The organism is Amphritea balenae (assembly GCF_003858655.1).
Lineage (GTDB): Bacteria > Pseudomonadota > Gammaproteobacteria > Pseudomonadales > Balneatricaceae > Amphritea > Amphritea balenae.
On record NZ_RQXV01000004.1, the window covers coordinates 331,975 to 352,969 of the forward strand.

Here is a 20,995-nt window from a genome sequence, read left to right on the forward strand (position 1 = left end):
TACTTACAATTTTTTTAAATCGTTTAAACAGTTCTATAAACGGAGAACAGTATGGCTTGGAATGAGCCTGGTGGTAACGGGAAAAATCAGGATCCCTGGAACAACGGCGGAGATCGTCGTGGTGGCGGTGGCGGCGGCAATGATCAGGGACCACCTGATCTTGACGAAGCACTGCAAAAATTGCAGGAAAAACTGAACGGTATTTTTGGTAAAAGTGGCGGCAGCAAAGGTAGTGGTGGTTCCGGTTCCGGACCTGCTTCATCCGCTGGCTTCTTTGGTGTTATTGCACTGGTTATACTTGTTGGCTGGGCTGTGATGGGTGTCTATACCGTCGACCAGCAGGAGCGTGGTGTCGTGCTGCGTTTAGGTAAGTACAGTGAAACCGTAATGCCTGGTCTGCAGTGGAACCCTCCACTGATTGATGATGTGATGACGGTTAACGTTACCCGCGTAAACGCTTATGAGCATCGTTCACTGATGCTGACCGAAGATGAGAATATCGTCGATGTCAGCATGACAGTGCAGTATGTTATTTCGGACCCTGCCAGCTTTAAGTTAAAGGTGCGCGATCCTGAAATAAGCCTGGGGCATGCTTCAGAATCTGCTTTGCGTCACACCGTGGGTTCGTCTGAAATGAACTCTATTCTGACCGAAGGCCGGGAAGTGCTGGGTGTTGATGTTAAGGCTCGCTTGCAGGGCTATATGACAGATTATCAGACCGGTTTGCGTATCACTCAGGTCAACATTAAAGAAGCGAAAGCGCCTTCGCAGGTGCAGGACGCATTCGATGATGTAATCAAGGCCCGTGAGGATGAGCAGCGTTCGATTAACGAATCTGAATCTTACCGAAACGGAATTATTCCTGAGGCGCGTGGTATTGCGCAGCGGATGAAAGAGGAAGCTAACGGTTACCGTGAGCGGGTTGTTGCGCAGTCAGAAGGTGACGCGGAACGTTTCGTTGCTTTGTTAACTGAATATAAGAAAGCCCCTGTGGTTACCCGTGAGCGTCTGTACCTGGATGCGATGGAGACGGTTCTTTCGAACAACACTAAGGTGTTGGTTGATGTTGAAGGTGGTAATAACATGATGTATTTGCCGCTGGATAAGTTAACTGAGAATCGCCCGCGGACAATTAGCGGGACTTCAGGTGGTCGTCTGAGCAGTAATGAGTTGCGTGAAGTTACCAATCAGGTGGTTGATCAGCTTCGTCAGCGTCAGCAAACTACACGTAGGGAGGCACGCTAATGTCAGGTAAATCTATGACCGGGGTGGTAATCGCCCTGTTACTGCTGATGGTTGGTTTTAACTCTCTGTATATCATCAAAGAAACTGATCGGGCTGTATTGCTTAAGTTCGGTGAGATCGTTAATTCTGATATCGAGCCGGGTTTACATGTAATGTTCCCGGTGATTAACAAAGTACGTAAATTTGATGGCCGGATTCTGACGCTAGATGCGCAGCCTCAGGCTTATCTGACAATTGAGAAAAAGCGTCTGATCGTTGACTCTTTTATCAAGTGGCGCGTTGTTGATCCGCAAAAGTATTACACCGCTACTTCCGGTGATCAGTACAAAGCGGCTGACCTGCTATTCCCTAACGTTGATGCTGGTCTGCGAAATCAGTTTGGTGAGCGTACTCTGACAGAGGTTGTGTCGGGTGAGCGTGATGAGTTGATGGTTGAGCTGGTTGAATCACTCAGTGCTGAGACCAAAGATGAGCTGGGTATTGAGCTGATTGATATTCGGGTTAAGAAGATCGATCTGCCGCAGGAAGTATCCAACTCAGTATATGACCGGATGCGTACTGAGCGTGAGCGTGAGGCGCGTGAATTGCGTTCTCGTGGTCAGGAGCTTGCAGAAGGTATTCGTGCCGATGCTGATCGTCAAAAAGCGGTTATCGAAGCGAACGCATATCGTGAAGCTCAATCGCTGCGTGGTGAAGGTGATGCGCTAGCGGCAAGGATTTATGCCGATGCTTATACTCAGGATTCTGAATTTTATTCGTTCTATCGTAGTCTGAATGCTTATAAAGAAGCGTTTGGTCAGCAGGGCGATATTATGGTTCTGAAGCCAGATAGTGAATTCTTCCGCTATATGGGAGAGCAGAAGCCGCAGCAATAACTATTCGCTGAAGGTTGTATAAAAAATACGCGGAATAGGCTGCACTCTGACAGCTATTCCGTGGTAGAATTCCGCAAACCGGGTCATAACCCGGTTTTTTTATGTGACGGCTTTGCTGTTTGTTGGGGTAGAGGTATGGATTCGCCGTTCTGGCATCAGTTACTGATAGGTTTCTGTATGATGCTGGTATTGGAAGGCATAGTGCCTTTTCTCTATCCTCAGCGTTGGCGAAACCTGGTTCATCAGCTTGGGCTGGTAAGTAATCGGGGGCTACGCATTACAGGTTTTATAAGCATGATGGCAGGTGTCATTCTGCTGTATATATTTAACTGATCCATCGTATTTCCGGAGAGTTACATGACGTTGGCTGAGCGCTGGTTGTTACCAGACGGCGTTAAAGAGGTGTTGCCACCTCAAGCACTACAGGTAGAAGCTGCGCGTCGTCGTTTGCTTGATCTGTACGATAGCTGGGGCTATGAATTAGTGATGACCCCGCTGATAGAGAATCTGGACTCGCTGTTAGTGGGTGTAGGTCGCGATCTTGAGTTGAATACCTTTAAGGTAACAGATCAGCTGACCGGTCGTATGTTAGGCGTGCGGGCTGATATTACTCAGCAGGTTGCGCGTATCGATGCAAATCATCTGACCAGTAATGGGCCGGTGCGTTTTTGTTACTGCAGCACCGTATTGCATACTCTTCCTGCCAATCCACTTGCTTCCCGTAATCCTCTGCAGGTTGGTGCTGAGTTGTTTGGTCATTCAGGTGTTGCCAGTGATGCTGAAATCATATCGCTGATGGTCGAAACACTGGACGCGATGCAGGTGAATCAGGAATTAAGCCTGGATCTGGGTCACGTGGGTATATACCGTGGTCTGATGGCTGAAGCGAAGCTGACTGATAATCAGGAAGCTGAATATTTCGAATTACTACAGCGTAAGGATCTGCCAGAAATTGGTCGCTTCCTGCGTGAGTCAGACCTGTCTGATGAGGTTAAAGCTCATCTTACCTTGTTGCCGACGCTGCATGGTGGGCGTGAGGTGTTGGCGCAGGCGCGCAGTAGTTTTACTGCGCAAGACACATCTATCATTGAGGCGTTGGATTATCTGGATGCACTTGCAGATCAGATTAGTCAGCGCTATCCGCAGCTGGATCTGTATTTCGATCTCAGTGAATTGCGGGGTTATAACTATCATACCGGTATTGTCTTTGCTGCTTATGTACCACGTTTTGGTCAGGCGGTAGCGAAGGGTGGTCGTTATGATGAGGTTGGGCGTGACTTTGGTCGGGCCCGTCCGGCAACCGGATTCAGTGCTGATCTGAAAACGCTGGTTGAGCTTTCTCTGCTGGCTGATAAGTCAGGTCAGAAAGTAATTCTGGCGCCGGGATTCGGTGATTCAGCAGTGCAGGAAGCTGTGACTAAGCTGAGAGCTCAGGGTGAGCGTGTTGTTCAGCTGTTAGATGACTCTGTTGTGGAAGATGCGCAGCAGTTTACTCATCAGTTGGTACAGCAGGATGGAACTTGGGTTCTCAAGAGCCTGTAAATTTTCAAGATTGATTAAACGCTAGAGACAACCAATGGGCAAAAATGTAGTTGTTTTAGGAACGCAGTGGGGCGACGAAGGTAAAGGTAAAATCGTCGACCTGTTAACAGATCAGGCTACTGCAGTGGCGCGCTTTCAGGGCGGTCACAACGCAGGTCACACGCTGGTAATTGATGGTGAGAAAACGGTTTTGCACCTGATTCCATCCGGTATCCTGCGTGAGAACGTATTGTGCATGATCGGTAATGGTGTAGTGCTATCACCTGAAGCTCTGCTGAAAGAGATGGCTGAGCTGGAAGAGCGTGGTATTCCAGTGCGTGAACGTTTGCGTCTGAGCCCTGCTTGTACGCTGATTCTGCCATACCACATCGCAATGGATCAGGCGCGTGAACTTGCGCGTGGTAATGCTAAAATCGGTACTACCGGTCGCGGTATTGGTCCTGCATACGAAGATAAAGTAGCGCGTCGTGGTCTGCGTTTGGAAGATCTGATGAATCCAGAACGCTTTGCTGTGAAGCTGAAAGAGGTGATGGAATATCATAACTTCATGCTGCAGAACTACTATAATGCTGAGCCGGTTAGCTATGATGAAGTGCTGAAAGAAGCGCTGGAAATGGCTGAGGTTATGCGTCCTATGGTGACTGATGTGACGGCGCAGTTGCATGAGTACCGTGAGCGTGGTGAAAACATCATGTTTGAAGGTGCGCAGGGTTCGCTGCTGGATATCGATCACGGTACCTATCCTTATGTAACTTCATCTAATACCACGGCTGGCGGTACTTCTACCGGTAGTGGTTTTGGTCCGTTGTACCTGGATTATGTTCTGGGTATTACTAAGGCATACACTACCCGTGTAGGTTCAGGTCCTTTCCCTACACAGTTGGATTGTGAAATCGGCGAGCGTCTGGCTGAGCGTGGTCATGAGTTCGGTGCGACGACTGGTCGTGCACGCCGCTGTGGTTGGTTTGATGCGGTTGCGCTTAAACATGCGATTCAGGTTAACTCTGTTTCCGGTATCTGTCTGACTAAGCTGGACGTGCTGGATGGGCTGGAAAGTATTCAAATCTGTGTTGGCTACAAAGATGCGCAGGGTAACGCTGTAAGTTCTCTGAGTGGTAGCGAAGATTACGAAGCGGTACAGCCAGTATACGAAGAGATGCCGGGCTGGACTGAAACTACTCTGGGTGCCCAGTCTATGGATGCGCTGCCTGCTGCTGCTATTGCTTATATCAAGCGACTGGAAGAGTTGGTTGGTGCGCCGATTGACATCGTTTCAACTGGTCCTGACCGGGTTGAAACTATCGTCTTGCGTCATCCGTTTGATGCGTAAACGTTAGTTGAGTATAAAAAAGCCCGATCATTAGTATCGGGCTTTTTTGTGTCTGTTTTAGGGTGATTTAAAGGCATAAAAAAGCCGGGCATTGCCCGGCTTTTATTAATCAGTGCGGTTACTTCAGTTCATCAGTCATTGCTGGACGAATGTTCTGTAACAGCGCTTTTAGAATCTTAGGGTTGCCGGCAACCAGATTGCCAGACTTAAGATAGTTGTTGTTGCCGGTGAAATCTGACATCAGACCGCCAGCTTCCTGAAGCATCAGAACACCGGCTTCCATTTCCCACTGGTTCAGACCGATCTGGAAGAAACCATCTAAGCGACCTGCTGCAGTGTATGCAAGATTAAGTGCCGGAGAGCCGCCGCTGTAAATGCTGCCGCTTTCCATTGTGATGTTCTTAAAAATCTGCTGGAAAGAATCCAGGTGAGCTTTGTCGCTGTTGCGGCCGAAGAAGCCGCTACCGATCAGACAGCCATCCAGAGTTTTGTTATTGCTTACGCGCAAACGCTTTCCGTTTAGCTGAGCTCCACGACCCCGGCTTGCGGTGAATTCTTCACCGGTAATCGGGTTCAGGATGATTGCATGCTCTAACTTGCCGCTTTGGTGGCAGGCGATGCTCAGGGCAAACACCGGCAGAGCGTTGGAGAAGTTAGAGATGCTGTCGATCGGATTAACTGTCCATACAACATCACAAACCTTGTCTTCAGGTTTGTGAGTGCCGGTGTATTCACAGTCGATCTTGTGATCAGGGTACGCCTTATGGATCGTGTTAACGATAGTGCGTTCAGCTTGCTTGCAAGTGTCTTCGAGAAACTCGGTGACACTGGATTGCTCAGATTTGATCAGATCAAGACGTTCTACAGAACGGGCGATCTGTTCACCTGCGACGCGAGCTCCGCGCAGGGCGATATTAACCATCGGTTGCATCAGTTAAACACCAATATAAGGGACCAAAGCGAGCATTATACAAAACAGTTGTCGCGGAAAGAACAGCTCATGATTAATAGTTCGCTATTATCTGATAAAATGCGCTTCTTTTTTACAGATAATGGTCAAAAAATGCTGGAAAACATCCGAATCGTGCTGGTGAACACAACTCATCCCGGAAATATTGGTGGAGTAGCCCGGGCGATGAAGAATATGGGGTTGACCGATCTCTGTCTGGTGAAGCCGAAAACGTTTCCTCATGCCGATGCAGTAGCACGCGCAGCAGGTGCGGGTGATCTGCTGGATAGTGCATTGTTGGTGGAAGATCTTGATCAGGCGTTGGCAGATTGTCATCTTGTGGTAGGTACCAGTGCACGCAGCAGAACCATTCCCTGGCCACTGGTGAATCCTCGTGAGTTGGCTTCTATTGTGACGCCGTTACCACAAGAAACTAAAATTGCGATTGTGTTTGGGCGTGAGGATCGCGGGCTGACCAATGATGAGTTGCAGCGTTGTCATCATCATGTGCATATCCCTGTGAATGAAGATTTTAGCTCGTTGAATCTGGCTGCAGCCGTACAGGTGATTTCCTACGAGCTGCGCATGGCGCAACTGTTGTCTGTTGATTCGGATAAGCCGCAGTGGGGAACGGACTGGGATGTTGAGCTTGCTGAAAATCGTGAGTTGGAATTGTTGTTTGGCCACTTGGAGCAAACCCTGACAGAGATCGAGTTTCTAGACCCTGAAAAGCCACGCAATCTGATGCCGCGTTTGCGTCGATTATTGCTGAGGGCGGTGCCTGATAAGATAGAAGTTAATGTTTTACGTGGAATGCTGTCGGCGGTGCAGAAATATGGGCGACGATGACGTTTCAGGGCGGTGTTTGTAATCAAAAGCTGCTAGAATTCGCAGCCGTTTATAAAACCATTAAAGCCTGACTGAATTAGTTGGTTAAATAGTTGACCAAAAAGGTAGGGTATTGCATAATGCTCCCAGCTTTGTCGCAGGACAAGCAGATGATGGAGAGATGGTGCGATGCGATTAACGACTAAAGGCCGCTATGCGGTGACAGCAATGCTGGATCTGGCGATTCATGCGGGCGAGGGACCAGTCAGTCTGGCGGATATATCTGAGCGGCAGGGCATATCGTTGTCCTACCTTGAGCAGCTGTTTGCCAAATTGCGTCGCAATGAACTGGTGCGAAGTGTACGTGGTCCTGGTGGTGGTTACCAGTTGAATCGAGAGCAGCGAGATATTGATGTTGCCCAGGTGATTGATGCGGTGAATGAATCTGTTGATGCGACCGGCTGTGGACATAGCGGTGGCTGTCAGGATGGAAATACCTGTCTTACTCATCATCTGTGGTGTGATCTGAGTAGTCAGATCCATGATTTTTTGAGTCAGATCAGTCTGGCTGATCTGATGACACGTAAAGATGTTAAAACTGTTGCTGAGCGACAGGACAGAGAGCAGCTAGCGTCATTTGAAGACTCACTTATTTCAGCAAAAGTAACTGCCTGATCTGATAAATCAGGTGTTTGGAGAAGTATAGATAATGAAATTACCAATCTACTTTGATTACTCTGCAACAACGCCGGTTGATCCCCGTGTTGCGGAAAAGATGATCGAATGTCTCACAATGGACGGTAATTTCGGTAACCCGGCATCCCGTTCTCATCTGTATGGCTGGAAAGCTGAAGAAGCAGTTGAAACCGCACGCCGTCAGGTTGCTGATCTGATGAATGCAGATCCTCGCGAGATTGTATGGACCTCCGGAGCAACGGAATCCGATAACCTGGCGATTAAAGGTGTTGCACATTTTTACCAGAAAAAAGGTAAGCACATTATTACCTCAAAGATTGAGCATAAGGCGGTACTGGATACCTGTCGTCAGCTTGAGCGTGAAGGTTTTGAGGTAACTTATCTGGATCCGGATAAAGAGGGTATTATTCAGCCGCAAGCGATCGCTGATGCGCTGCGTGATGATACGATTCTTGTTTCTGTGATGCATGTGAATAACGAGATTGGTGTTATTAATGATATTGCCGCTATTGGTGAAATAACCCGTGCTAACGGTGTGTTGTTTCACGTTGATGCGGCACAGAGTGCCGGTAAGGTTGAGATCGATGTTGTTGCGATGAAAGTGGATCTGATCTCGCTTTCTGCTCATAAGATGTATGGACCTAAAGGCCAGGGTGCACTCTATGTGCGCCGTAAGCCGCGGGTTCGTTTGGAAGCGCAGATTCATGGCGGTGGTCATGAGCGTGGTATGCGTTCTGGCACTCTGGCGACACATCAGATTGTTGGTATGGGCGAAGCTGCACGTATCGCAAAAGCTGAAATGGCTCAGGAAAAAGACAAGATTCTGGCATTGCGTCAGCGTTTCTGGGATGGTCTTGCTGATATGGAAGAGATCTATCTGAATGGTTCTGCTGAGCAGCGTTATATCGGTAACATGAATGTCAGTTTCAACTATGTTGAAGGTGAGTCTCTGTTGATGTCTCTGAAAGATCTGGCTGTTTCCTCTGGTTCTGCCTGTACTTCGGCAAGCCTGGAGCCTTCTTATGTGCTTCGCGCATTAGGGCTGAATGATGAGATGGCGCATAGTTCAATTCGTTTCTCCATCGGTCGTTTCACGACAGAGCAAAATATTGATGAAGCTGTTGCTCAGATTCGCACAGCTGTGGGTAAACTCCGTGAACTGTCTCCGCTGTGGGATATGTATAAAGACGGTGTGGATTTAAGCAAGGTTGAGTGGGTTCATCACTGATTTGATAATCAGTTGAGCACCATGTGAGGAGGTCGTTATGGCTTATAGTGAACAGGTTATCGATCATTACGAGAATCCGCGTAATGTTGGTAAAATGAATGACAAAGATGGAAGCGTTGGTACGGGTATGGTGGGAGCGCCTGCTTGTGGTGACGTAATGCGTCTGCAGATTAAAGTCAGCGATGAAGGCATTATTGAAGATGCTAAGTTCAAGACCTACGGCTGTGGTTCTGCAATTGCTTCAAGCTCACTGGTTACTGAGTGGGTTAAAGGGATGAGCCTGGATGAAGCGCAGGACTTGAAAAACACTACGATTGCTGAAGAACTGGCGCTACCGCCGGTTAAAATCCACTGCTCAGTTCTGGCAGAGGATGCGATCAAGGCCGCGGTTGCTGATTACAAAGAGAAGCAGACCAAGAAGTAACAGAGCAGAGTAAGCTCTTGGGAGTGTAACATTCGATGGCAATTACAATGACACCGGCTGCGTCGCAGCATGTAAGCAGATACCTTGATTCCCGTGGCCATGGCTTTGGAATCCGTCTGGGGGTTCGTACTTCAGGCTGCTCCGGTATGGCTTATGTGCTTGAATTCGTGGATGATATCGCCGAAGAAGATGAGGTCTTTGAGACTGAAGGTGTAAAGATTGTTATCGACCCCAAGAGTCTGTTGTACCTTGACGGAACTGAGTTGGACTTTACCAAAGAGGGGTTGAATGAAGGTTTTAAGTTCAATAACCCTAATGTGAAGAATGAGTGTGGTTGTGGCGAGAGCTTCAATATCTGATTCATAATTTTTTACCTGCTGGTTTACAGATGGATATTACCCAGAGCTATTTCGAATTTTTAGGTCTGCCGGTCAGCTATCAACTGGATCAGCAGGCGCTTTCTGAGCGAGCCCGGGAATTGCAGAAAACATTGCATCCGGATCGCTTTTCTCATCTTTCTGATCGGGAGCGCAGGCTTTCGGTTCAGTATACGGCTTATCTCAATGAAGCCGTTGCTACCTTAAAGAACCCGCTAACACGGGCGCAGTATCTGTTACAGCTGGAAGGTGTAGATACTTTTTCCGAAAGCCGTGTGCAGCTTGACCCTATGTTCCTGATGCAACAGATGGAGCTTCGAGAGGCGGTCGAGTCGATACCTGATGCGGACGATCCCGAAGCAGAAATTGAAGAGCAGTTGCAGGTAGTAGAGCAGCAGATGCAAGAGTTGCGTCAGCAGTTTGCTACATTCTGTGTCCAAAATTCACCCTCAGCTCTGGAAGCCGCGGCTGCCTGTGTCAGAAAGATGCAGTTTATAGATAAGCTTGGCCGTGAAATTGAGCTGCTGGAAGATCAACTTTTCGACGACTAAAACATTATGGCGCTATTGCAGATTGCAGAACCGGGGCAGAGCCCTGAACCCCATCAGCGAAAGCTGGCGGTAGGCATCGATTTAGGTACAACCAACTCATTGGTTGCCACCGTTCGTAGTGGTGATGCAGCTACTTTGGCGGATGAAGGGGGTAGTCATCTGCTACCTTCGGTCGTGCGTTATACCGAGCAGGGTGTCGTTATTGGTCAGGCTGCATTAGCTCAGGCTTCGGTCGATCCTTTTAATACTATCGTATCCGTGAAACGGCTGATGGGTCGTGGCGCTAAAGATCTGAAAGGTTTGCACGGTGAGGCGGTATATCGCTTTGCTGATCGTGAAGGTGGTATGCCTTTTCTGCAAACGGTTGCCGGCGATAAGAGTCCGGTTGAAATCTCTGGTGAGATACTGAAAACCCTTAAAGCCCGTGCACTTGCTACTTTGGATGGTGAGCTGGAGGGGGCTGTAATTACAGTGCCGGCTTATTTTGACGATGCGCAGCGTCAGGCCACAAAAGATGCGGCTCAACTGGCGGGGATTAAGGTCTTACGTTTATTGAATGAGCCTACTGCCGCAGCGGTTGCTTACGGTTTGGATGAGGGGGCTGAAGGGGTTATCGCTGTTTATGATCTGGGCGGTGGTACCTTTGATATCTCAATTCTGCGATTAAATAAAGGTGTGTTTGAAGTTCTTTCTACCGGCGGAGATAGTGCGCTGGGTGGTGATGATTTTGATCTGGCGCTGGCGCAGTGGTTTTTAGAGCAATTAGGTGGTGCTGAGGTTGTTGCGGGTGAGTCCCGTTATCTGACAGAAAAAGCGCGCTGGACTAAAGAGCAGCTAACAGATAATGAGAGCGTCAGGGTTGAGCTTGATCACGGTGGTCAGAAAGTAGAGTTAGATGTTACCCGTGAGTTGTTTGATGGTCTGATAAATGACCTGGTTGGAAAAACAGTACGAGCCTGTCGTCGGGCATTGAAAGATGCGGATGTGACAGCCGATGAAGTACTGGAAGTGGTTATGGTTGGGGGCAGTACCCGGGTGCCTTTAGTAAGGAGTCGGGTAGAGAAATTCTTCAACCGTAAGCCGCATATCGATATTGATCCTGACCGCGTGGTTGCGGTAGGTGCCGCTATTCAGGCAGATGTTCTGGCGGGGAATAAGCCTGATAGCGAGATGTTGCTGTTGGATGTATTGCCGCTTTCGTTGGGCTTGGAAACCATGGGTGGTCTGGCGGAAAAAGTTATCCACAGAAATACCTCTATCCCGGTTGCGCGGGCGCAGGAGTTTACCACCTATCAGGATGGTCAGACTGCGATGATGATTCATGTAGTACAGGGTGAGCGTGAGCTGATCAGTGATTGTCGCTCGCTGGCGCAGTTTGTATTGCGTGGTATTCCGCCTATGGCTGCAGGTGCAGCTAAGATTCGGGTGTCTTTTCAGGTAGATGCGGATGGCTTGCTGAGTGTGTCGGCTAAAGAGCTGTCTACCGGTGTTGAAAGTGAGATTCAGGTTAAACCATCTTATGGTCTGGCTGATAATGAAATTGCAGCGATGCTGAAGGCATCTTATTCCAACGCTGAAGAGGATATGCAGGCCCGCAGTTTGCGTGAGCAGCAGGTCGAGGCCGATCGGTTATTGGTTTCCCTGGATCAGGCAATTGAAACTGACGGCGCGACGTTACTGACGGCTGAAGAGATCAAGCATCTGCAGGAGCAGATGGCAATTCTGCTGGCGCTGCGTAACGGCGAAGATTATAAAGCGATTGAATATGGCGTACAGGTGTTAGCTCAGGCGAGTGACTTCTTTGCTGCGCGTCGTATGGATCAAAGTATTAAGAATGCTCTTAAAGGGCATAGTGTTGATGAAATTGAGGGGAATACCTGATGCCGCAGATTATTTTTCTGCCCCATGATGAGCTTTGTCCAGAGGGTAAAGTTATTGAGGCTGAAGCGGGTGAGACTATCTGTGATGCAGCGTTGCGTGAAGGCATTGAGATTGAGCATGCCTGTGAGAAGTCTTGTGCCTGTACAACTTGTCATGTGATCGTGCGTGAAGGCTTTGATTCCATGGAAGAGTCGGATGAGCTTGAAGACGATATGCTGGATAAAGCCTGGGGGCTGGAGCCGGAATCAAGACTGAGTTGTCAGTCTGTTGTTGCGGATGAGGATCTGGTAGTAGAGATTCCAAAGTACACCATTAATCAGGTGTCCGAGCGGCACTGAGTCGGAGGTTAGTGATGAAGTGGGTAGAAGTTTACGATATTGCTATCGAGCTGGATGAGAAATATCCTGATATTGATCCGATAACCGTTAGTTTTCCTGACCTTTATGAATGGGTTATGGCATTGGATGGGTTTGATGATGACCCGAATCATTGCGGTGAAAAAGTGTTAGAAGCGATTCAGATGGCCTGGATCGAAGAGCGACAATAGAATGATCTTAAAAAGCCCGCAATTGCGGGCTTTTTTGATGCTGTATGGTGCTGTTCACTGGTGGGTTGTTAGCGTATAATTGCGCGTTAAATTTTTTTAGTGTCTGGAACTTATACAGAGGATTAATAGCACATGGCTATCGAACGTACTTTTTCTATTATCAAGCCTGATGCAGTAGCGAAAAACGTTATTGGTAAAATCGCTTCCCGCTTCGAGTCTAACGGCCTGAAGATGGTTGAGATGCAGCTGAAGCAACTGACTCGTGAAGAAGCTGAAGGTTTTTACGCAGAGCATAAAGAGCGTCCTTTCTTCGGCGATCTGGTTGAGTTCATGACTTCTGGTCCTGTTGTTGTTCAGGTTCTGGAAGGTGAGAACGCTATCGCTCTGAACCGTGAACTGATGGGCGCTACTAACCCACAGGAAGCGGCTGAAGGAACTATCCGTCGCGATTTCGCTCAGTCTATTGATGCGAATGCCGTACACGGTTCTGATTCGCCTGCATCTGCAGAGCGCGAGATTGCTTACTTCTTCGGTAAGTAATCCCCTGCGGGTCGCTGTTAACAGCGACCCGTCATTTCATGAAAGTTGAGACCCCTATGACAGATTCCATTAAAAAAACTAACCTACTGGGATTTTCCCCAAAGAAGCTGGAAGAGTTCTTTGTGAGTATTGGCGAAAAGCCTTTTCGTTCGACTCAGGTATTGAAATGGATTCATCAATTTGGCGCCAGCAGCTTTGATGAAATGACCAATATCAGCAAGGCGTTGCGACAGAAATTAAGTGAAGTTTCTGAAATTCGCGAACCTGAAGTGCTGGTGCAGAATATCTCTAAAGATGGTACCCGTAAGTGGGTTATCAAGCTGGATGGTGGTTCGGCGGTTGAAGCGGTACTGATACCTGATAATGGTCGGGCTACACTCTGTGTTTCATCGCAGATCGGTTGTTCGCTCGACTGTAGTTTTTGTTCCACTGGTAAGCAGGGCTTTAATCGAAACCTGAGTGCTGCAGAAATTATCGGGCAGGTGCGGGTTGCGATCCGTTCTTTTGGCCCATTCGATCCCTCTGGTGATCGTCGTGTGACCAATGTAGTGCTCATGGGAATGGGTGAACCGCTGATGAACTTCGATAACGTGGTCGATGCGATTCAGTTGATGATGGAAGACAATGCCTATGGTTTGTCTAAGCGTCGGGTTACTTTGAGTACTGCGGGTGTCGTCCCTCAGATTGATAAGCTAAGTGAAGTGACCGATGTATCTTTGGCTATTTCATTGCATGCGCCAACAGATGAGTTGCGTGATCAACTGGTACCGATCAATAAACGTTACCCGATCAATGAGTTAGTTGATGCCTGTAACCGCTATATGGATAACCTGAGTGATAAGCGGGTTATTACTGTTGAATATACGATGATTGCCGGTGTAAATGATCATCCAAGTCAAGCAAAACAACTGGTTAAGGTGTTAAAGCGTTTACCCTGCAAGCTAAACCTAATACCATTTAACCCATTCCCTAATTCGGATTATAAGCGTCCGGATGAAGATGCGATTCAGGCATTTAAAATGGTAATGGTAAAGGCCGGTATTGTTACTACGGTTCGCCGTACCCGGGGAGATGATGTAGATGCTGCTTGTGGTCAGTTGGTCGGGCAGGTAATGGATCGGACCCGCCGCAGTGAAAAGTATATACCGTTGAAAGATGCGACAAAGGTACAGCAGGAACCAACTCGTTAGCGCCAGACAATAATAAATAATCCCGCCGGGAGTGAGTGGATTGAAAGGTTATCTGATAATACTGTTGAGTGTTTTAATTGCCGGTTGTGCGGGGCAGGAAGTTACCACAGCAGAACAGAATGCACCGCAAGCGGCGCAGGCATACACTCAGCTGGGGATGCAGTATCTGCGTAGTGGAGATACAGGCAGCGCTAAAAATGCTTTTCAGCGTGCGGTTGAAATTGCGCCGGATGAATTCCTGTCATATAACGGACTGGCAATGGTATTCCAGCTTGAAGATGAGCCTGATTTAGCGGAAAAATATTTTAAGAAAGCGATCTCTCTGGAATCCGATAGCGCCATGTTGCACAACAATTATGGCGCTTTTCTGTTTAGTCTTGAACGTTATCCTCAGGCCTGTAAAGAACTGGCGCGAGCGACAGAAGATCCATTTTATAATTTACGCAGTCAGGCATTTGAAAATCTGGGTCGTTGCTTTATGTTAATTGAACGCCCTGATGCTGCACAGCATGCCTTTGAGCGAAGCCTGAAACTGAACGCAAACCGCCCTTTGGCTGTTCTACAGTTGGCTGATGCGATGTTGCAGCAGGACGAGCTGGCTGAAGCTATTAATTATTTTGATCAGTTCAGTGAACTGGTTGATCAGAAGCGTGTTGAGCATAATGCCCAGAGTCTCTGGCTTGGAGTGCAGATATCCCGTTTTAAACAGGATGGTGTTAATGCCTCAACCTATGGTTTGATTTTAAAGAGCATGTACCCGGACTCTGATGAGTATCGGCAATATAAGGAGTCAACCCGGTGAGTGAAGTAATGTCTCAGAGTGTTGATAGTGAAGAGCAGGAAGATGGCTTTCCCGCTGCAGAGTTAATTGCAGCGAGGGAGCAGCAGGGGCTGACTCAGCGGGATGTTGCACGTGAGCTGCGCCTGTCTGAAAAATATATTGATTCCCTGGAGCGCGCCGCGTTCGATGAACTGCCAAGTATGGTATTCGCTCGCGGTTATATTCGTTCATATACAAAGCTGATTAAACTGGATGCTGATCGATATCTTGCACTGTTTGATCAGTTTTATGGGCATGGAGGAACGCCTCCGGTTAAACGTACCGCTTCCGGTATTGGACAACAGGCTAAAGTTGGTGACCCCGCAATTAAATGGCCGGTATGGATTGTTGTTCTGATACTTATTGGCGCAACTGTTTGGTGGTGGAAGACTCAACAGGGTGGTCAGCAGAGTGTTGAATCTTTGGGCATGGCTCAGTCAATTGAGGTTGAGTCCGCCGATGGCACCACTGTTGTGGTTGAGCCTCGTCCTGTCATTGAGCTTCAGATGTCTGAAGAAAAGGCCGGAGAGCAGTCTGAATCAGATATCAATAATACTGCGGCTGATAACGCTGATTCTGAAAATACAGTAGAGCAGGGTATAGAGCCGACTAGTGTTGAAGTAGCTGTAGCTGAAACGTCATTACTTAATGAATCGGCTAATAATACGGAAGAAACTTCTGCTGATGTAGCTGAGGTTTTGGCGGCCATGCCAACTGAGGAAAATGAGCCGGTTCAGACTGTTCAGGTAGCTGAAGCGACAGTCGCTTCAAATTCTCCTGCTGAAGCGGGTCCTATCGGATCATTGCGAGTCACTTTTACTGATGAGTGCTGGGTAAGTGTTGAAGATGTAACGGGTGAAGTGCTGGCCATGCGAGTCAAGCCTGCTGGTAGCGAGCTCAATGTTTCAGGTCCTACGCCTTTGAAGGTGCTGCTGGGTAAGTCTTCTGCAGTGAAGGAGGTGTTTTTTAATGGACAGCCGGTGAATGTAGATCGGGCCAGTCGTGCAGGTGTTGTGCGTTTGTCACTACCTGTCAGTGAATAAAATAAGTTAGAAATTCGGGTAATAAACATTGGCCAAAATCAAAGCCATTCGTGGAATGAACGATATTCTGCCGGATCAGACACCGGTCTGGCAGTTTCTTGAAACGACGGTTAAGTCCGTTTTAGGTGCGTACGGATACAGTGAAATCCGTATGCCGATCGTCGAACAAACCGATCTGTTTAAGCGCTCAATCGGTGAAGTGACAGATATCGTCGAGAAAGAGATGTATACCTTCGATGACCGTAATGGTGAAAGCCTGACCTTACGTCCTGAAGGAACCGCCAGCTGTGTTCGTGCTGGAGAAGAACATGGTCTGTTATTTAATCAGGCTCAGCGCTTGTGGTATCAAGGGCCGATGTTCCGGTATGAAAAGCCACAAAAGGGCCGTTACCGTCAGTTCCATCAAATAGGTGTCGAAACCTTTGGTATGGCCAGTGCAGATATCGATGCAGAAGTTATTATGCTCAGTGCACGGCTTTGGAAACAGTTAGGCATTCTCGATGCTGTTACTTTGCAGCTGAACTCTCTTGGCAGTAATGAGGCGCGTGCAGAATACAAAGATGCATTGGTCGAGTATCTGTCGGCGCGCAAAGAACAGCTTGATGAAGACAGTCAGCGTCGGCTGGCTACTAATCCTCTAAGGATACTGGATAGTAAGGATCAGGGGACTCAGGCGCTGTTGAATGATGCGCCCGAACTTGCTGACTATCTGGATCAGGATTCGCGCGAGCATTTTGCCGATCTTTGTGAAATGTTGGATCAGGCAGGTATTAAGTACGAAATTAATCCGCGTCTGGTACGTGGACTGGATTACTATTGCAAAACGGTATTCGAATGGGTAACTGATAAACTGGGCGCTCAGGGTACTGTTTGTGCCGGCGGCCGTTATGATGGTTTGGTAAAACAGCTGGGTGGTAGACCAACTCCTGCTGTTGGATTTGCAATGGGTGTTGAGCGGTTGATCTTATTGCTTGAGACGCTTGAGGTTGTTCCTGAAACAGTTAAGCAGCCTTTTGATCTTTACCTGGCTGCGGAACAAAAGGGGTTGCAAAAGCGTCTTATGGTGCTGGCCGATCAACTGCGGGATCAGATTCCGTGTATGCGTATCCGGGTGCATTGCAGTGGATTAAAAAATATCAGTTCTAAGGCTCGTCAGACAGGGGCTGCGTGGGTGGTGTTGGTGCGTGAAGAAAACGATTCGTTACTGGCTAACCTATGGTATAACTCTGAACCTTCCTATGATGTTCAGGAACAGCAACTGATTGAGTTACTGCAACAGCAGTGGCAGGCATAAATAGCAAACAAGCTAAGGCGATTAGGAGTAAGTTGTGTCGGAAATGCGCACTGAAGAAGAACAGGTTGAAGCGTTAAAAAACTGGTGGAAAGAGAACGGCAAGTCTTTGTTGTTAGGTGTTGCGCTGGCACTGGCGATCGTATTTGGTTGGAAGGGCTGGCAGAACAATCAGCAGGTCAATGCAGAAAATGCGGCTACTCTATACACTAATCTGGTTCAGGCGGTGGCTATCGCCAGTACACCAACAGCAACAGATGATCAGCGGGCGACGGCCACTCATCTGGCTGCTACCTTGAAAACGGATTATTCTGATTCTGCCTATGCGCATTTTGGCGCGCTTTTTAGTGCCCGTCTTGCTGTCGATGGTGGTGATTTTGATAGCGCAATTTCAGAGTTGGACTGGGTGCTTTCACAGTCATCTGATTCGGTAATGAAGACGGTAGCTTCAATGCGTAAGGCTCGGGTTCTGGCAGCAACAGGGCAGGTCGATCAGGCCGTTACTTTGCTTAATGGTTTGAGTGAGGCTGGTTTTAAAGTGAGCATTGCTGAGCTGAAAGGTGATCTGTTCATGCAGCAGGGCGATAAAGAGAAAGCGCTGAGCGCATATCAGACAGCTGTTGATAACGCTCAACAGGCTAACCGTCCTCTATTAAATATGAAATTGGAAAATCTTGCTGCTGAGGAAGGTTAAACATGAAACTGATAAGCCGTGTATTGCTGATTAGTCTGAGTGCGTTATTTATGTCAGCTTGTAGTTGGTGGGGTGGGGAGGAAGAGATTCAACCTGCTGAACTGGTGAGCTTTGACCAGGAAAAAAAGGTCAAAATCCTCTGGAGTGCTTCTGTCGGATCAGGCCTGAGCGAAAAGTATACTAAGCTGACTCCTGCGGTAAATGGCGATGCGATCTTTGCTTCGGATGTAGAAGGTAAGGTTTCAGCGTTTAACCGACTGGATGGTAAGCGACTTTGGAGTGTGGACCTGGATACCCCATTAATTGGTGGTGTTGGTTCAGGGCCGGATCAGATTGCGGTAACTTCTGAACAGGGTGAGGTTATTATGCTCAGCTCTCTAGATGGCGCAGAGCTATGGCGTCAGCAGCTGAGTTCAGAAACCTTAAGCCCGGTGCAGATGAATACTGATATTGCGGTTGCTCAGTTGCAAAGCGGTAAACTAGTTGCATTGGATATGGCTAGTGGTGAGCGTCTATGGACTTATGATAGTCAGATCCCAAGGTTAACCCTGCGTGGTACCAGCGCGCCGATCGTAGCGGCTAACCTGACTATTGCGGGTTTTGCTAACGGTAAATTGGTTGCGGTGCTGAATGATTCAGGTGCAGAAGCCTGGTCCCGTCAGGTGGTGACTCCTGAAGGTAAGTCGGAGCTTGAGCGCCTGATCGATATAGATGCACGACCTCTCTATAAAGATGGCGTGATCTATATTGTCAGCTACCAAGGGAAGTTGGTTGCTGTCAGTGCCAGAGATGCTCAGATACTTTGGGCTCAGAATGCTTCCAGTCATCAGAGTCTTGCTGTTGGTTTTGGTAATGTCTACGTCAGCGAAGAGAACGGCTTTATTCAGGCGTTTGATCAGGGCAATAGTGCAAGTATCTGGCGTCAGACAGCGCTTGAATATCGCCAGACAACCGCTCCAGTGGCAATTGGTAACAGTGTAGCTGTTGGTGACTTTGCCGGTTATCTACACTTTATGTCACAGATAGATGGGCATTTTGTCGCTCGTTACAAAGTGGATTCAGCTGGCCTGAGAGGGGATATGATCGTAGTCGATGATATTCTTTATGTGCTAGGTAATAGTGGTCGTTTAGCGGCTCTACAGCTGGATTAACCTCAGTAATTGTTTTGCGGCGACTCTCTGTATAACGGATAGTCGCCATTTTGCTTTTTGAAATAATGTTTTTTAAGTTGGTAATAAATATATGCTTCCGGTAATTGCTCTTGTTGGCCGCCCAAATGTAGGTAAGTCGACACTGTTCAACAGGCTGACAAGAAGCCGTGATGCGCTTGTTGCAGACTATTCTGGACTGACCCGGGACCGGAAGTACGGTGAAGGTCGTTTAGGTGAACGAGACTATATGGTCGTTGATACCGGTGGTATTTCCGGTGACGAAGATGGTATCGATTATAAGATGGCCGAGCAGTCTCTGTTGGCGATTGATGAAGCGGATATCGTACTTTTTCTGGTTGATGGTCGTGCCGGGCTGAATCCTGCTGATGAGATGATTGCAGATCATCTGCGTCGCTGCGAAAAAGAAAGCTACCTGATTGTCAATAAAACCGATGGCCTTGATCCTGATGTGGCTATGTCAGATTTTTATGGCCTGGGTCTGTCCGAACCTTTGCCTATCGCTGCTTCCCATGGTCGGGGTGTTACTCAGTTAATTGAGCATGTTCTTGCTGATATTCCTGAAGAGGAAGAAGTTGAGGAAGATGAAGAGTGGCAGCGGCATAAAAAGATAGCCATAGTCGGTCGGCCTAATGTTGGTAAATCAACTCTGGTCAACCGGATCCTGGGTGAAGACCGGGTGGTTGTGTTTGACGAGGCGGGGACGACTCGCGATAGTATCTATATCCCTTTTGAGCGGGATGAAGAATCTTATATGTTGATCGATACTGCCGGCGTTCGTCGTCGTAAGAATGTTACTGAGGCGGTTGAGAAGTTTTCAATTATTAAGACCCTGCGGGCCATTAAAGATGCCAATGTGGTGGTGCTGGTAATTGATGCAAGAGAAGGTGTCTCTGATCAGGATCTTCATATGCTTGGGTATGTGTTAGATGCTGGTCGGTCGCTGGTTATCGCATTGAATAAATGGGATGGCATGTCGGCTGAAGAAAAGGAAGAGGTGCGTGAGCAATTGCGCCGTCGTCTGGAATTTGTTTCTTTTGCCCGAATGCACTTTATCTCAGCGTTACATGGTAGCGGGGTAGGTAATCTGTTTGGTTCGGTTGATGAAGCTTATAAGTTTGCCATGACCAAGTGGCCAACCAATAAGTTAACCCGTTTGCTGGAAGATGTAGTTGCGGATCATCAGCCCCCGATGGTGCATGGTAATCGTATTAAACTACGTTATGCCCATCAGGGAGGATCGAACCCTCCGGTGATTGTTATTCATGGTAATCAGACCAATTCGTTGCCCGGATCTTACAAGCGCTATCTGGAAAATAAGTTTACCAAAGTGCTGGGTATTAAAGGTACGCCGCTGCGGTTTGAATTTAAGAGTAGCGAAAACCCGTATAAAGATAAGAAAAATGAACTTTCTAAGCGGCAACAAATGAAAAAGCTGCGTCAGAAACTTCATAATGATAAACAGAAGCGGAAGGCGAAGAAAAAATAACGCCTAGCGTGGCTTTACCAGGGTAGCGAGATGGAAGCTAAGCTTTCCTGTTAATGGTTACAGCGCAACTTGCTAATGGCACGAAAGTGCAAGACTAATAAAACCGCCGTCAGGCGGTTTTATTGTTTAAAGAGAAAGCACTCGTCCTAAATAGGCTTACAAAGCGCGCTTTCACATAGCTATATAGAAGGCTCTGCAAGCGATAAGTCGCGTTTGGCGGCGAGCCACCTCGAAATTCGGACTTTTTCATAAAAATTCCACTATTTTCGTGCCTCCCTGTTGACTC

Annotated in this window: 23 protein-coding genes; 22 read left to right on the top strand and 1 reads right to left on the bottom strand. The window is 47.9% G+C overall.

Going from position 1 to position 20,995, the window contains the following annotated elements; all coding sequences use genetic code 11:
• Nucleotides 1-51 precede the first annotated feature (51 nt).
• The 5 genes from hflK to EHS89_RS09765 all read left to right on the top strand — a co-directional run bounded on the left by hflK (nucleotide 52) and on the right by EHS89_RS09765 (nucleotide 4,992).
• Entirely contained in the window at nucleotides 52-1,245 is a 1,194-nt protein-coding gene (gene hflK, locus EHS89_RS09745; protein WP_124925948.1) for an FtsH protease activity modulator HflK, read from the top strand.
• On the top strand, nucleotides 1,245-2,120 hold the full coding sequence (hflC, locus tag EHS89_RS09750) for a protease modulator HflC (RefSeq protein WP_124925949.1): 876 nt from the start codon (nucleotides 1,245-1,247) through the stop codon (nucleotides 2,118-2,120). The genes hflK and hflC overlap by 1 nt, the downstream gene beginning before the upstream one ends.
• A 135-nt stretch (nucleotides 2,121-2,255) precedes the next feature.
• Nucleotides 2,256-2,453, top strand: coding sequence for a DUF2065 domain-containing protein (locus EHS89_RS09755; RefSeq protein ID WP_124925950.1), 198 nt, complete (start codon nucleotides 2,256-2,258; stop codon nucleotides 2,451-2,453).
• Between the two features lie 24 nt (nucleotides 2,454-2,477).
• On the top strand, nucleotides 2,478-3,662 hold the full coding sequence (locus tag EHS89_RS09760; protein WP_124925951.1) for an ATP phosphoribosyltransferase regulatory subunit: 1,185 nt from the start codon (nucleotides 2,478-2,480) through the stop codon (nucleotides 3,660-3,662).
• A gap of 34 nt (nucleotides 3,663-3,696) precedes the next feature.
• Nucleotides 3,697-4,992 (top strand): adenylosuccinate synthase, encoded by a 1,296-nt coding sequence (locus EHS89_RS09765; protein ID WP_124925952.1) that lies wholly within the window; start codon nucleotides 3,697-3,699, stop codon nucleotides 4,990-4,992.
• Nucleotides 4,993-5,110: 118 nt separating this feature from the next.
• On the opposite strand, the gene EHS89_RS09770 is transcribed toward EHS89_RS09765, so the two are convergent.
• Nucleotides 5,111-5,923 (bottom strand): inositol monophosphatase family protein, encoded by an 813-nt coding sequence (locus tag EHS89_RS09770; protein WP_229753750.1) that lies wholly within the window; start codon nucleotides 5,921-5,923, stop codon nucleotides 5,111-5,113.
• Nucleotides 5,924-6,055: 132 nt separating this feature from the next.
• On the opposite strand from EHS89_RS09770, the gene trmJ reads away from it, so the two are divergent.
• From trmJ to der, 17 genes are all read left to right on the top strand, one after another.
• Entirely contained in the window at nucleotides 6,056-6,790 is a 735-nt protein-coding gene (gene trmJ, locus EHS89_RS09775) for a tRNA (cytosine(32)/uridine(32)-2'-O)-methyltransferase TrmJ (RefSeq protein WP_124925985.1), read from the top strand.
• A 168-nt stretch (nucleotides 6,791-6,958) separates the two neighbouring features.
• Nucleotides 6,959-7,444 (top strand): Fe-S cluster assembly transcriptional regulator IscR, encoded by a 486-nt coding sequence (iscR, locus tag EHS89_RS09780; protein WP_124925953.1) that lies wholly within the window; start codon nucleotides 6,959-6,961, stop codon nucleotides 7,442-7,444.
• 34 nt (nucleotides 7,445-7,478) lie between these two features.
• Complete coding sequence (locus EHS89_RS09785; protein WP_124925954.1) at nucleotides 7,479-8,693, top strand: IscS subfamily cysteine desulfurase; 1,215 nt, start codon at nucleotides 7,479-7,481, stop codon at nucleotides 8,691-8,693.
• 37 nt (nucleotides 8,694-8,730) lie between these two features.
• Nucleotides 8,731-9,117 carry a Fe-S cluster assembly scaffold IscU gene (gene iscU / locus EHS89_RS09790; RefSeq protein WP_124925955.1) on the top strand — a complete coding sequence of 129 codons (387 nt, stop codon included), beginning with the start codon at nucleotides 8,731-8,733 and terminating at the stop codon, nucleotides 9,115-9,117.
• Nucleotides 9,118-9,152: 35 nt separating this feature from the next.
• Nucleotides 9,153-9,476: an iron-sulfur cluster assembly protein IscA gene (gene iscA, locus EHS89_RS09795; RefSeq protein WP_124925956.1), complete on the top strand. Its 324-nt coding sequence runs from the start codon at nucleotides 9,153-9,155 to the stop codon at nucleotides 9,474-9,476.
• A 29-nt stretch (nucleotides 9,477-9,505) separates the two neighbouring features.
• Nucleotides 9,506-10,045: a Fe-S protein assembly co-chaperone HscB gene (gene hscB, locus EHS89_RS09800; protein WP_124925957.1), complete on the top strand. Its 540-nt coding sequence runs from the start codon at nucleotides 9,506-9,508 to the stop codon at nucleotides 10,043-10,045.
• A gap of 6 nt (nucleotides 10,046-10,051) precedes the next feature.
• Nucleotides 10,052-11,926 (top strand): Fe-S protein assembly chaperone HscA, encoded by a 1,875-nt coding sequence (gene hscA / locus EHS89_RS09805; RefSeq protein ID WP_124925958.1) that lies wholly within the window; start codon nucleotides 10,052-10,054, stop codon nucleotides 11,924-11,926.
• Nucleotides 11,926-12,264: an ISC system 2Fe-2S type ferredoxin gene (fdx, locus tag EHS89_RS09810; RefSeq protein ID WP_124925959.1), complete on the top strand. Its 339-nt coding sequence runs from the start codon at nucleotides 11,926-11,928 to the stop codon at nucleotides 12,262-12,264. Before hscA ends, fdx begins: the two co-directional genes overlap by 1 nt.
• Nucleotides 12,265-12,278: 14 nt before the next feature.
• The gene (gene iscX / locus EHS89_RS09815) at nucleotides 12,279-12,473 is read left to right on the top strand and encodes a Fe-S cluster assembly protein IscX (RefSeq protein ID WP_124925960.1); all 195 of its coding nucleotides are present in this window, start codon (nucleotides 12,279-12,281) and stop codon (nucleotides 12,471-12,473) included.
• A 132-nt stretch (nucleotides 12,474-12,605) separates the two neighbouring features.
• Nucleotides 12,606-13,013, top strand: a complete 408-nt coding sequence (ndk, locus tag EHS89_RS09820; RefSeq protein ID WP_124925961.1) for a nucleoside-diphosphate kinase — start codon at nucleotides 12,606-12,608, stop codon at nucleotides 13,011-13,013.
• 56 nt (nucleotides 13,014-13,069) lie between these two features.
• A complete protein-coding gene (rlmN, locus tag EHS89_RS09825; RefSeq protein WP_124925962.1) occupies nucleotides 13,070-14,203 on the top strand; it encodes a dual-specificity RNA methyltransferase RlmN in 1,134 nt (377 codons plus the stop codon).
• A gap of 40 nt (nucleotides 14,204-14,243) precedes the next feature.
• Nucleotides 14,244-15,005, top strand: coding sequence for a type IV pilus biogenesis/stability protein PilW (gene pilW, locus EHS89_RS09830; protein ID WP_124925963.1), 762 nt, complete (start codon nucleotides 14,244-14,246; stop codon nucleotides 15,003-15,005).
• Nucleotides 15,002-16,066, top strand: a complete 1,065-nt coding sequence (locus tag EHS89_RS09835; protein WP_124925964.1) for a RodZ domain-containing protein — start codon at nucleotides 15,002-15,004, stop codon at nucleotides 16,064-16,066. The genes pilW and EHS89_RS09835 overlap by 4 nt, the downstream gene beginning before the upstream one ends.
• Before the next feature lie 55 nt (nucleotides 16,067-16,121).
• Nucleotides 16,122-17,360 (top strand): histidine--tRNA ligase, encoded by a 1,239-nt coding sequence (gene hisS, locus EHS89_RS09840; protein WP_308430941.1) that lies wholly within the window; start codon nucleotides 16,122-16,124, stop codon nucleotides 17,358-17,360.
• 43 nt (nucleotides 17,361-17,403) lie between these two features.
• Nucleotides 17,404-18,051 carry a YfgM family protein gene (locus EHS89_RS09845; RefSeq protein ID WP_124925986.1) on the top strand — a complete coding sequence of 216 codons (648 nt, stop codon included), beginning with the start codon at nucleotides 17,404-17,406 and terminating at the stop codon, nucleotides 18,049-18,051.
• 2 nt (nucleotides 18,052-18,053) lie between these two features.
• Nucleotides 18,054-19,202: an outer membrane protein assembly factor BamB gene (gene bamB / locus EHS89_RS09850; protein WP_124925966.1), complete on the top strand. Its 1,149-nt coding sequence runs from the start codon at nucleotides 18,054-18,056 to the stop codon at nucleotides 19,200-19,202.
• Nucleotides 19,203-19,293: 91 nt separating this feature from the next.
• Nucleotides 19,294-20,709 (top strand): ribosome biogenesis GTPase Der, encoded by a 1,416-nt coding sequence (der, locus tag EHS89_RS09855; RefSeq protein ID WP_124925967.1) that lies wholly within the window; start codon nucleotides 19,294-19,296, stop codon nucleotides 20,707-20,709.
• The last annotated feature ends 286 nt before the right edge of the window (nucleotides 20,710-20,995 follow it).